Origin of the sequence: Micromonospora sp. M51 (assembly GCF_018070305.1) — a bacterium.
Classification (GTDB): Bacteria; Actinomycetota; Actinomycetes; order Mycobacteriales; family Micromonosporaceae; genus Micromonospora; species Micromonospora parva.
This window is the reverse complement of record NZ_JAGPXZ010000121.1, coordinates 1-11,574: the sequence shown is the minus strand read 5'-3', so window position 1 is coordinate 11,574 and position 11,574 is coordinate 1. Positions and strand designations below refer to the sequence as shown.

Genomic DNA, 11,574 nt, shown 5'->3' with positions numbered 1-11,574 from the left:
GCGGGCGGTGCGCTGGCTGCCGGTGGCGACCGCGCTGCTGGTCATGGTCGACGCAGCGGTGGGCGGGAAGACGGGCATCCACACGGCCGCCGGCAAGAACCTGGTCGGCGCGTTCCACCCGCCGGTCGGGGTGCTGGCCGACCTGGCCACGCTGGACAGCCTGCCCGCTGTCGACCTGGCGGCCGGGTTGGCCGAGGTCGTCAAGTGCGGGTTCATCGCCGACCCGACGATCCTGGATCTCGTCGAGGCCGACCCGGTGGCCGCCACCGACCCGCGTGCGGCGGCGAGCCGGGAGCTGATCGAACGGGCGATCCGGGTCAAGGCCGACGTGGTCGCCGGCGACCTGCGCGAGTCGGGCCTGCGGGAGGTGCTCAACTACGGTCACACCCAGGCCCACGCCATCGAGCAGCACGAGGGCTACCGCTGGCGGCACGGTCACGCCGTCGCCGTCGGTCTGGTGTACGCGGCCACGCTGGCCCGCCTCGCCGGGCGGCTGGACGCGCCGACCGCCGACCGGCACCGGGTCACGTTGACCGCGCTGGGCCTGCCGGTGAGCTACCCGGTCGACGCCTGGCCGCAGCTACTGGCCGCGATGCGGGTGGACAAGAAGACCCGGGGCAGTCGGTTGCGCTTCGTGGTGCTCGACGGGCTGGCCCGCCCGGCGATGCTGGAGGGTCCGGACGACGCGTTGCTGGCGGCGGCGTACCAGGAGGTGGCCAGCCCGTGAGCGCGAGGAGTGAGCCGGGTTTGCGAGCCCCGCAGTCGCGAACGACGGAGGCACGGTGAGGGTCTACGTGCTGAACGGGCCGAACCTGGGCCGGCTGGGCACCCGTGAGCCCGACGTGTACGGCGCGACCACCTACGCCGACCTGGTGGCGCTCTGCGAGACCACCGGTCGGGAGCTGGGGCTGACGGTGACGGTCCGGCAGACCGACGCCGAGCACGAACTGCTCGGCTGGCTGCACACCGCCGCCGACGAGGGCGCCGCGGTGGTGCTCAACCCGGCCGCCTGGTCGCACTACTCGTACGCCGTGCGGGACGCCTGCGCGATGCTGCGCGGGCCGTTGGTGGAGGTGCACATCTCCAACATCCACACCCGTGAGGAGTTCCGGCACCACTCGGTGGTGTCGGCGGTGGCGACCGGTGTGATCTGCGGTTTGGGCATTGACGGCTATCGCCTCGCCCTGCACCATCTGGCCAGCCGCTGAGGGCCCACCGACTGAGCGCTCCGAACGCGGGGCGGTCCGATTCGACGCAGCTTGTAGACTTGCCAGGTCTGTCCGCCAATTGATGATCAAGGCAGGAAATGGCCTCCACCAACGACCTCAAAAACGGCCTGGTACTCAACCTGGATGGCGAGCTGTGGGCCGTCGTCGAGTTCCAGCACGTCAAGCCCGGTAAGGGCGGTGCCTTCGTGCGCACCACGCTGAAGAACGTGCTGTCCGGGAAGGTGGTCGACAAGACCTTCAACGCGGGCACCAAGGTCGAGACCGCGACCGTTGACAAGCGCACGATGCAGTACCTGTACGCCGACGGCGAGGACTTCGTCTTCATGGATCTGGAGACCTTCGACCAGATCACCGTGCCCGGTGGCACCGTCGGTGAGGCAGCCAACTACCTGCTTCCCGAGGCGGAGGCGACCGTCGCCCAGCACGAGGGTGTGCCGCTCTACATCGAGCTGCCCACCAGCGTCGTGCTGGAGGTCACCTACACCGAGCCGGGCCTGCAGGGCGACCGTTCGACCGGCGGCACCAAGCCGGCGACCGTGGAGACCGGCGCCACCGTGCCGGTTCCGCTGTTCATCACCACCGGCGAGAAGATCAAGGTCGACACCCGCGACGGCCGTTACCTCGGCCGCGCCTGATGGCTGAGGGTGCCAAGCAGCAGATGCCGGCGCGCCGCAAGGCGCGCAAGCGGGCGCTGGATGTCCTCTACGAGGCCGACCTTCGGGACAAGCCTCCGGTGGAGGTGCTCGCCGGCTACGTGCAGCGGATCGAGCAGCCCCGGCCGGAGCATCTGGGCTACGCGGTGGGCCTGGTCGAGGGCGTCGCCGAGCACCTCAACCGGATCGACGAGCTGATCGCCAGCTACGCCGAGGGTTGGACGCTGGAGCGGATGCCGGTCGTCGACCGCAATCTGGCCCGGATCGCCGTCTACGAGTTGCTCTACGTCGACGAGATCGACGACGCGGTGGCGATCAGCGAGGCCGTGGAACTGGCCCGGCAGATGTCGACCGACGATTCGCCGCGCTTCCTCAACGGGGTGCTCGGCCGGATCGCCGAGTACGCCACCCGCTGAGCGTCGCGCCGACGAACGCCGCAACACGAAGGGGCCCGTGCCATCCGGCACGGGCCCCTTCGGTGCAGCGGTGGATCAGGAGGCGAAGAACGCCCGGGGGTCGGCCACCAGCACGCCGTGCTCGGTGAGCCGCTCGATCAGACCCGACGGTGAGGCGTCGTAGACGATCGCGAGGGCCCGCAGGTCGTCGGCGCGGATGGAGAGCACCCGACCGTTGTAGTCGCCGCGCTGCTGCTGGATGGCGCGGGCGTAGCGGGCCACGTAGGCCAGGTCCTCGGAGGCCTCGTCGTAGAGCCGCTCCAGGTCCAGGACAATCTTGCTGGTGGGCTCGTGACGGACGCCACTGCCGTCAGGCAGCAGCTCCGAGACGGGTACGCGGTAGAACTCGGCCAGCTCGGCCAGACGGGACACCGTCACGGCCCGGTCGCCACGCTCGTACGAGCCGACCACCACGGCCTTCCACCGCCCGTTCGACTTCTCCTCCACACCCTGCAGGGAGAGACCCTGCTGCTGGCGGATGGAGCGCAGGCGGGCGCCCAGAGACTTGGCGTATTCAGAGGGCATTCGGACACTCCCAGTGCTGCTCGGGGTTCTCCCGTCGATCGCTACGGAGCGTGACGGTACGGGGAATGCGACACGTGGTCAAGTGGTCGTGACCCTACCGTTGGGGAGCGTCCGGGAAGTTATCCCCTTTTCCCGCGCCTGACCCGGTGGTCAGCAGCCGCCGTCCATCGGCCCGGTGACCACTGGTAACGTGGCGGGAGCCCCGGTCCAGGTCTGCTCAGCGGTCCGGCCGGAGGTGCCCGACATCCTTTAACGACCCGTCCCGTGAGGCGGGGAAGGAGGTCCGCCGTGGCATACCCACCGGCTGCCCGCTCGTCACCACCGCGACAACCCTCGGTGAAGGTGATCCTCGCCAGCGCCGACGTGCAACGCGTGGTCGACCGCATCGCCCACCAGATCCTGGAGAAGACCCAGGGCGCCGCGAACACGGTGCTGCTGGGGATCCCCACCCGGGGCACCCCGCTCGCCCGACGCCTCGCCGACCGGATCAGCACCTTCGAGGACGTCGTCGTCCCGGTGGGTGTGCTCGACATCACCCTGTACCGCGACGACCTCCGTCGGCACGCCACCCGCGCGGTGGGCCCGACCGAGCTGCCCTCCGGCGGGATCGACGGCAAACGGGTCATCCTGGTCGACGACGTGCTCTTCTCCGGCCGCACCGTCCGGGCCGCGCTGGACGCGCTCAACGACGTGGGCCGCCCGGCGTCGGTGCAACTGGCCGTCCTGGTCGACCGGGGTCACCGGGAGCTGCCGATCCGCGCCGACTACGTCGGCAAGAACATCCCGACCTCGCTCGCGGAGAGCGTGAAGGTGACGCTCGCCGAAACCGACGGCGTCGACGAGGTCAAGCTGTACGGGGGAGCAAACTCATGATCAAGCACCTGCTCTCCGGCGGTGACCTGGACGCCGACACCGCCACCGAGATCCTGGACACCGCCGCCGAGATGGCCACCGTCGCCGGCCGGGAGATCAAGAAGCTTCCCGCGCTGCGCGGGCGGACCGTGGTGAACCTCTTCTACGAGGACTCCACGCGGACCCGGATCTCCTTCGAGGCGGCGGCGAAGCGACTCAGCGCCGACGTGATCAACTTTTCCGCGAAGGGGTCCAGCGTCACCAAGGGCGAGAGCCTGAAGGACACCGCGTTGACCCTGCAGGCCATGGGTGCGGACGCCGTCGTCGTCCGACACCCCGCCTCCGGCGCGCCGCACCGGCTGGCCAACTGGGTGGACGGGTCGGTGGTCAACGCCGGCGACGGCACCCACGAGCACCCCACCCAGGCGCTGCTGGACGCGTACACCATGCGGGCCCGGCTGGGTCGGCTCGCCGGCCTGTCGGTGGCGGTGGTCGGGGACGTGCTGCACTCCCGGGTCGCCCGCTCCAACGTGCTGCTGCTGTCCACCCTCGGCGCCAAGGTCACCCTGGTCGGCCCGCCGACCCTCATCCCGGTCGACATCGCGGGCGCGCTCGCCCCCGGCACCGACGTCTCCTACGACCTCGACTCCGTCCTACCCAACGTGGACGTGGTGATGATGCTGCGGGTGCAGCGGGAGCGGATGAACGACTCCTACTTCCCCTCCGCCCGCGAGTACGCCCGCCGCTACGGGCTGGACGGGCCGCGGATGCGCCGGCTGCCCGAGCACGCGATCGTCATGCACCCCGGCCCGATGAACCGGGGGATGGAGATCACCCCCGAGGTCGCCGACTCACCCCGCTCCACCATCGTCGAACAGGTCACCAACGGGGTCTCCGTGCGGATGGCTGTCCTTTACCTGCTGCTCGGAGGGAACAACCGGTGACCGCGTACCTGATCACCAGCGTGAGCGTCGTCGGCGCCGCGCCGACCGACCTGCTGATCCGCGACGGCGTGGTCGCCGACGTCGGTCCCGGCCTGACCGCGCCGGACGCCACAGTCATCGACGGCACCGGTCTGGTCGCCCTGCCCGGCCTGGTCGACCTGCACACCCACCTGCGCGAGCCCGGCCGGGAGGACGCCGAGACCGTCGAGTCCGGTTCCCGGGCGGCGGCGTTGGGCGGCTACACGGCCGTGTGCGCGATGGCCAACACCTCCCCGGTGGCGGACACCGCCGGTGTGGTCGAGCAGGTCTGGCGCCTCGGCCGGGAAGCCAACCTGGTCGACGTGCAGCCGATCGGCGCGGTCACCGTCGGGCTGGCCGGCGAACGGCTGGCCGAGCTGGGCGCGATGGCCGACTCGGCGGCCCGGGTGCGGATCTTCTCCGACGACGGGCACTGCGTCGCCGACCCGAAGTTGATGCGCCGCGCCCTGGAATACGTCAAGGCGTTCGACGGGATCATCGCCCAGCACGCCGAGGAGCCCCGGCTCACCGAGGGCGCCCAGATGCACGAGGGCGAGGTCTCCACCCGGCTCGGCCTGATCGGCTGGCCGGCGGTCGCCGAGGAGGCGATCATCGCCCGGGACGTGCTGCTCGCCGAGCACGTGGGCAGCCGACTGCACGTCTGCCACGTCTCCACCGCCGGCAGCGTCGAGGTGCTGCGCCAGGCGAAGGCACGGGGGGTACGGGTGACCGCCGAGGTGACCCCGCACCACCTGCTGCTCACCGACGTCAAGGCCGAGACCTACGACCCGGTCTTCAAGGTCAACCCGCCGTTGCGGACGGCCGCTGACGTCACCGCGCTGCGCGCCGCCCTCGCCGACGGGGTGATCGACGTGATCGCCACCGATCACGCTCCGCACGCGGTGGAGGACAAGGAGTGCGAGTGGGCGTACGCCCGACCGGGCATGCTCGGTCTGGAGACGGCCCTCTCCATCGCGCTGGACGTGCTCGGTCCCCAGTGGGACCTGATCGCCGAGCGGATGTCGCGCACCCCCGCCCGGATCGCCGGCCTCACCGGGCATGGCGTCGACCCCGCGCCGGGTGTGCCGGCCAACCTGACAGTGATCGACCCGGCCGCCCGCCGCACCATCGAGCCGGCGGAGTTGGCCAGTCGCAGTCGCAACACCCCGTACGCCCGCATGACGCTGCCAGGTCGCATCGTGGCGACCTTCCTGCGCGGCGAGCCGACGGTCCTGGACGGAAAGGCAACCAAGTGACGCGCAGACGTTCCGCGATCCTCGTACTGGAGGACGGGCGCACGTTCCCCGGTGAGGCGTACGGGAGTGTCGGGGAGACCTTCGGCGAGGCGGTCTTCACCACCGGCATGACCGGTTACCAGGAGACGTTGACCGACCCGTCGTACCACCGGCAGGTGGTGGTGCAGACCGCCCCGCACATCGGCAACACCGGCGTCAACGGCGAGGACGACGAGTCCGGCCGGATCTGGGTGGCCGGCTACGTGGTGCGCGACCCGGCCCGGATCGGCTCGAACTGGCGCGCCACCGGCTCGCTGGAGGACCGCCTCGCCACCGAGGGTGTGGTCGGCATCAGCGGAGTGGACACCCGGGCCCTGACCCGGCACCTGCGCGAGCGCGGGGCCATGCGGGTCGGCATCTCCAGCGTCGAGACCGACCCGCAGCGCCTGCTGACCCGGGTCCGCCAGGCCCCGCAGATGGTCGGCGCGGACCTGTCCGCCGAGGTGAGCACCACCGAGCCGTACGTCGTCGAGGCGGTCGGCGAGCACCGGTTCACGGTGGCCGCACTGGACCTGGGCATCAAGCGCAACGTGCCGCGGCGGCTGGCCACCCGCGGGGTGACCACCCACGTGCTGCCGGCGTCGTCGACCATCGACGAGATGCTCGCCACCGGCGCCGACGCGATCTTCCTGTCGCCGGGCCCGGGCGACCCGGCCACCGCCGACGCGCCGGTGGCGCTGGCCCGGGAGGCGCTGCGGCGGGAGGTGCCGCTGTTCGGCATCTGCTTCGGCAGCCAGATCCTCGGTCGGGCGCTCGGCTTCGGCACCTACAAGCTGGGCTACGGCCACCGGGGGATCAACCAGCCGGTGCTCGACCGGGTCACCGGCAAGGTCGAGGTGACCAGCCACAACCACGGCTTCGCCGTCCAGGTGCCCGGTGCCGGCGTCGGCGCCGTCGTCCCCGACCAGGTGATCGACACCGACTTCGGCGGCGTTCAGGTGTCCCACGTCTGCCTCAATGACAACGTGGTCGAGGGGCTGCGGGCGATCGACGTGCCCGCCTTCACCGTCCAGTACCACCCGGAGGCGGCGGCCGGCCCGCACGACGCGGACTACCTCTTCGACCGTTTCGCCGAGCTCATCGAGGGCCGGAACCACAGCAAGGGGCGCAGCAATGCCTAAGCGGACCGATCTCAAGCACATCCTGGTGATCGGCTCCGGGCCGATCGTCATCGGGCAGGCCTGCGAGTTCGACTACTCCGGCACCCAGGCCTGCCGGGTCCTGCGCAGCGAGGGGATCCGGGTCAGCCTGGTCAACTCCAACCCGGCGACGATCATGACGGACCCGGAGTTCGCCGACGCGACGTACGTCGAGCCGATCACCCCGGAGTTCGTGGAACTGGTCATCGCCAAGGAGCGCCCGGACGCGATCCTCGCGACCCTCGGCGGGCAGACCGCGCTGAACACCGCCGTCGCCCTGCACGAGAACGGTGTCCTGGAGAAGTACGGCGTGGAGTTGATCGGCGCGAACATCGACGCCATCAACCGGGGCGAGGACCGCCAGCTCTTCAAGGAGATCGTCGCCAAGGCCGGCGTACGCCTGGGTGTCGAGGACCCGGCGGGCCTGGTGCCCCGCTCCCGGGTCTGCCACTCGATGGAGGAGGTCGAGGCGACCGTCGCCGAGCTGGGCCTGCCGGTGGTGATCCGCCCGTCGTTCACCATGGGTGGCCTGGGCTCCGGCATGGCGCACACCCCGGAGGACCTGGCCCGCATCGCCGGTGACGGCCTGGCCGCCAGCCCGGTGCACGAGGTGCTCATCGAGGAGAGCGTGCTCGGCTGGAAGGAGTACGAGCTCGAGCTGATGCGCGACCGGCACGACAACGTGGTGGTGGTCTGCTCGATCGAGAACATCGACCCGATGGGTGTGCACACCGGCGACAGCGTCACGGTGGCGCCGGCCATGACGCTCACCGACCGGGAGTACCAGCGCCTGCGTGACCTGGGCATCGCCGTGCTGCGCGAGGTCGGGGTGGACACCGGCGGCTGCAACATCCAGTTCGCGGTCAACCCGGTCGACGGCCGGATCGTCGTGATCGAGATGAACCCCCGGGTGTCGCGGTCCTCGGCGCTGGCCTCCAAGGCGACCGGCTTCCCGATCGCGAAGATCGCCGCCAAGCTGGCCATCGGCTACACCCTCGACGAGATCCCCAACGACATCACGTTGAAGACTCCGGCGGCGTTCGAGCCGTCCCTCGACTACGTGGTGGTGAAGATCCCCCGGTTCGCGTTCGAGAAGTTCCCCGGCGCGGACCCGGAGCTGACCACCACGATGAAGTCGGTGGGCGAGGCGATGAGCCTCGGGCGTAACTTCACCGAGGCGCTGAACAAGGCGATGCGCTCGATGGAGACGAAGTCGGCCGGTTTCTGGACCGTGCCGGACCCGGCGGGCGTCACCCTCGCCGACACCCTCGCCGCGCTGCGGATCCCGCACGACGGCCGGCTGTACACAGTCGAGCGGGCGCTGCGCCTGGGCGCGTCGATCGCCGAGGTCGCCGAGGCGTCCGGCGGGATCGACCCGTGGTTCCTGGACCAGATCGCCGCGCTGATCGAGTTGCGCGCCGAGATCGTCGACGCGCCGGTGCTCGACGCCGACCTGTTGCGCCGCGCCAAGCGGGCCGGTCTGTCCGACCGGCAGCTCGCCGCGCTCCGCCCGGAGCTGGCCGCCGAGGACGGCGTCCGGACCCTGCGGCACCGCCTCGACGTGCGCCCGGTCTACAAGACCGTGGACACCTGCGCGGCCGAGTTCGAGGCGACCACGCCGTACCACTACTCGACGTACGACCTGGAGACCGAGGTCGTGCCGTCGGACCGGCCGAAGGTGCTGATCCTGGGCTCCGGCCCGAACCGGATCGGGCAGGGCATCGAGTTCGACTACTCCTGCGTGCACGCGGTGCAGGCGTTGCGGTCGGCCGGCTACGAGACCGTGATGGTCAACTGCAACCCGGAGACGGTCTCCACCGACTACGACACCGCCGACCGGCTCTACTTCGAGCCGCTGACCTTCGAGGACGTGCTGGAGGTCTGGCACGCGGAGGACTCGTCCGGCCGGGCGGCCGGCGGGCCGGGGGCGCACATGATCGACTCGGTTTTCCGGAAGTCGCGGTATCCGGCGCCGGTTGACGGGCCGACTTCCGGAAAACCGAGTTGATCAGAGCAGCTGTCCGGCCCGGGCGGACATCAGCCGGCCGAGCCCTGGCAGCGCGGGTACCAGCCGGTCAGGTGGCGTCGTCGTAGCTGACGCGGGGGGCCGGCGCGGAGGGGCTGCTGGTGGCCGTGCCGGAGCGGGCCCCGTCGGACCGCAGGTCGGCGGCGTTGGCCACGTCCTTCAGGTCGTCGTGTACGCCGCTGACGTCCGCGCGCAGGTTGTCGTAAACGCCCTGCAGCGGCTTGCGGATGGCCGCCTCGTCCTCCTCGCTGAGGAGGTGCTTGCGGATGAACGCCTTCGGGTGCAGGTCTTCCAGCTGGATGTCGGTGCCCAGCTCACGGCTCAGGTCGCCGGTGGCGTTGCGGGCCATGTTGCGCAGGTTGCGCACCAACCGCAGGCCGTCGGTGATCACGGCGGGGAGCCGGTCGCCGAAGATCAAGAGCGCCAGGAGCAGCAGCGCACCGATCTCCCACCAGTTCAGGTTGTCGAGCATCCCGCGGGCCTCCTCACGGCGTCAGCAGCAAGACTACGCACGCCAGACGGCTTTCGGGCAAGGGGTACACCGCTGTTCACTTCGCATCCGCAGCGAGAGTTACCGAGGTGTTCTGCCGGGCGGAGCCCCGCCGATACTCGACCGTCACGACCGATCCCGGCGCGTACTTGCGGACCAACGCGGTCAGGTCCGTCGGCTCGGTCATCGGCCGTCCGTTGATCTTGAGGATCACGTCGCCGACCTTCAAGCCGGCACCGTCCGCTGGCCCGGACGGCTCCACCTCGGCCAGCCGCAGGCCACCCCCGACGACCCCGGTCGGGCCGTCCGCCCGGGCGCCGATCACCGTACGGCGGGCCTTGCCGGTGCCGATGATGTCCTGGGTCACCCGCTTGGCCTGGTTGATCGGGATGGCGAAGGCGAGCCCGATGTTGCCCGCCTCCTGCCCCTCGGCGACGAGCGACTTGATGGTGGAGTTCACCCCGACCACCCGGCCCGCGCCGTCGACGAGTGGGCCGCCCGAGTTGCCGTGGTTGACGGCGGCGTCGGTCTGGATGGCGGCGTAGTAACGCACCGGCCCGCCCGGCTCGCCGGCCTGCATCGTCCGGTCCAGGGCGCTCACGATGCCGGCGGTCACCGTGTTGGCCAGCGACAACGGCGAACCGATGGCGAGCACGGGGTCGCCGACCGCCAGCGCGTCGGAGTCGCCGAACTCCACGGGCCGCAACCCGGGACGACTCACCTTGATCACGGCGATGTCCGACTCCGCGTCCTGCCCCACGATGGTCGCCGGCGCGGTGCTGCCGTCGTTGAAGACCACCGAGGCCTTGCCGGTGCCGCCGGCCACCACGTGGTCGTTCGTGATCACATGGCCGTCGGCGGTGGCGATGAATCCGGAGCCCTCACTGGTCCCGCCGAGGCTGCTCACCCGTACGGTCACGACGCTGGGCAGGACCCGTTCGGCGACCCCGGCCAGCGACTCCGGTTTGCGCTGCGCCAGTGCCGGCGCCTCGGCGGGCGCAGCACCGAGAACCGCGGCACCGGCGCCGCCGCGCACCGCGAACGCGTAGCCCAGCGCACCGCCGAGGGTGCCGGCCAGGAGCGCGGTTATCACGGGAATGAGCAGCAGCTGGCGCACCGTCGGCCGGCCCGGCGCATCGGGGTCGGTGACCGGCTCGGGCTCGGTGCCGGGGGCGACCATTCCGGGCACCACCACAGCTGTCGGTGCCGCCGGGTCGCGCCACGGGTCGGCGAGGGCGTCGGACCACCAGGGCGACGCGTCGGCCGGGTTGGGCCCGCCCGCAGCCGGTGCCGGCCAGCCCGGTGCCGGTCCGACCGAGGCCGCCGGCACCGCAGAAGACGCCGGCCAACCCGCAGCCGGTCCAGCCGAGGACGCCGGCCCCACGGGAGCGGGTGACCAGCCCGGTGCCGGCCCCACGGGAGCCGCCGGCCAGCCCGGTGCCGGCCCCACGGGAGCCCCCGGCCAGCCCGGTGCCGGCCCCACGGGAGCCCCCGGCCAGCCCGGTGCCGGCCCACCTCCCGGCGAGGCGAGGGGCGCGCGGTCAGCCCCCGGCATGGTCGGCCCCACCGGCGGGGCTCCTGCCCCGGGCGGTCGCGCCGGATCCGGAGTCTCACCGCCCCGGCGCCAGTCCCAGCCGTCGGTCACGTCGGTGCCTCCCAGTCCGTCCCCGGATCCCGCGCCGCGTCGCCCGGCCACGGGCCGGTCTGGTCGCGGCTGACGGGATACCGCCTCCAGGATTGCACGGATGGGCGCGGTGCAGTCAGCGGTTGCCCCGGTGATCGCTTCCGGCGGAGGCGCGGCTGCGCCCCACGACGGTCGCCTCTACGCTCACAGTGCCAACCCGCCCTCGCACCACGCACCGCCCCCGGAGGTGCCCCATCGCCACGGTCGCCGGTTCCGGCAGTTCGACGACGCACGCTCAGCAGTTCGCGGAGTCGTACGTCACCG

Annotated in this window: 11 protein-coding genes and 1 pseudogene; 9 read left to right on the top strand and 3 right to left on the bottom strand. The window is 71.4% G+C overall.

Features of this window, described 5'->3' with window-relative positions; translation table 11 throughout:
- The 4 genes from KBX53_RS09540 to nusB all read left to right on the top strand — a co-directional run.
- Positions 1-727, top strand: a 727-nt coding sequence (locus KBX53_RS09540) for a 3-dehydroquinate synthase (protein ID WP_210858686.1), incomplete at its 5' end; no start/stop codon positions are given.
- A gap of 55 nt (positions 728-782) precedes the next feature.
- Entirely contained in the window at positions 783-1,208 is a 426-nt protein-coding gene (aroQ, locus tag KBX53_RS09535; RefSeq protein WP_030335643.1) for a type II 3-dehydroquinate dehydratase, read from the top strand.
- Between the two features lie 98 nt (positions 1,209-1,306).
- A complete protein-coding gene (gene efp / locus KBX53_RS09530) occupies positions 1,307-1,864 on the top strand; it encodes an elongation factor P (protein ID WP_007458344.1) in 558 nt (185 codons plus the stop codon).
- Between the two features lie 23 nt (positions 1,865-1,887).
- Positions 1,888-2,298 carry a transcription antitermination factor NusB gene (nusB, locus tag KBX53_RS09525; protein ID WP_184188983.1) on the top strand — a complete coding sequence of 137 codons (411 nt, stop codon included), beginning with the start codon at positions 1,888-1,890 and terminating at the stop codon, positions 2,296-2,298.
- A gap of 75 nt (positions 2,299-2,373) precedes the next feature.
- Here the strand turns inward: nusB and KBX53_RS09520 are convergent, their stop codons facing one another.
- On the bottom strand, positions 2,374-2,862 hold the full coding sequence (locus tag KBX53_RS09520) for a transcriptional regulator (protein WP_007458348.1): 489 nt from the start codon (positions 2,860-2,862) through the stop codon (positions 2,374-2,376).
- Between the two features lie 288 nt (positions 2,863-3,150).
- On the opposite strand from KBX53_RS09520, the gene pyrR reads away from it, so the two are divergent.
- The 5 genes and pseudogenes from pyrR to carB all read left to right on the top strand — a co-directional run.
- Positions 3,151-3,735 (top strand): bifunctional pyr operon transcriptional regulator/uracil phosphoribosyltransferase PyrR, encoded by a 585-nt coding sequence (pyrR, locus tag KBX53_RS09515; RefSeq protein WP_030335648.1) that lies wholly within the window; start codon positions 3,151-3,153, stop codon positions 3,733-3,735.
- Positions 3,732-4,658, top strand: coding sequence for an aspartate carbamoyltransferase catalytic subunit (locus KBX53_RS09510; RefSeq protein WP_030335650.1), 927 nt, complete (start codon positions 3,732-3,734; stop codon positions 4,656-4,658). The genes pyrR and KBX53_RS09510 overlap by 4 nt, the downstream gene beginning before the upstream one ends.
- Positions 4,655-5,932, top strand: a complete 1,278-nt coding sequence (locus KBX53_RS09505) for a dihydroorotase (protein WP_030335651.1) — start codon at positions 4,655-4,657, stop codon at positions 5,930-5,932. Before KBX53_RS09510 ends, KBX53_RS09505 begins: the two co-directional genes overlap by 4 nt.
- The gene (gene carA / locus KBX53_RS09500) at positions 5,929-7,092 is read left to right on the top strand and encodes a glutamine-hydrolyzing carbamoyl-phosphate synthase small subunit (protein WP_210858684.1); all 1,164 of its coding nucleotides are present in this window, start codon (positions 5,929-5,931) and stop codon (positions 7,090-7,092) included. The genes KBX53_RS09505 and carA overlap by 4 nt, the downstream gene beginning before the upstream one ends.
- Positions 7,085-9,037, top strand: a pseudogene (gene carB, locus KBX53_RS09495) (carbamoyl-phosphate synthase large subunit); the annotation flags it as partial. The gene carA and the pseudogene carB, both read left to right, overlap by 8 nt.
- Positions 9,038-9,185: 148 nt before the next feature.
- Here the strand turns inward: carB and KBX53_RS09490 are convergent.
- Positions 9,186-9,608, bottom strand: a complete 423-nt coding sequence (locus tag KBX53_RS09490) for a preprotein translocase subunit TatB (protein ID WP_030329235.1) — start codon at positions 9,606-9,608, stop codon at positions 9,186-9,188.
- A 76-nt stretch (positions 9,609-9,684) separates the two neighbouring features.
- The gene (locus KBX53_RS09485; protein ID WP_051708198.1) at positions 9,685-10,956 is read right to left on the bottom strand and encodes a S1C family serine protease; all 1,272 of its coding nucleotides are present in this window, start codon (positions 10,954-10,956) and stop codon (positions 9,685-9,687) included.
- Positions 10,957-11,574: the final 618 nt, after the last annotated feature.

Bases quoted from the DNA above. Each gene is read 5' to 3' on its own strand.
- efp (WP_007458344.1), top strand. From the start codon at position 1,307: ATGGCCTCCACCAACGACCTCAAAAACGGCCTGGTACTCAACCTGGAT.
- nusB (WP_184188983.1), top strand. From the start codon at position 1,888: ATGCCGGCGCGCCGCAAGGCGCGCAAGCGGGCGCTGGATGTCCTCTAC.
- KBX53_RS09520 (WP_007458348.1), bottom strand. From the start codon at position 2,862: ATGCCCTCTGAATACGCCAAGTCTCTGGGCGCCCGCCTGCGCTCCATC.
- KBX53_RS09510 (WP_030335650.1), top strand. From the start codon at position 3,732: ATGATCAAGCACCTGCTCTCCGGCGGTGACCTGGACGCCGACACCGCC.
- KBX53_RS09490 (WP_030329235.1), bottom strand. From the start codon at position 9,608: ATGCTCGACAACCTGAACTGGTGGGAGATCGGTGCGCTGCTGCTCCTG.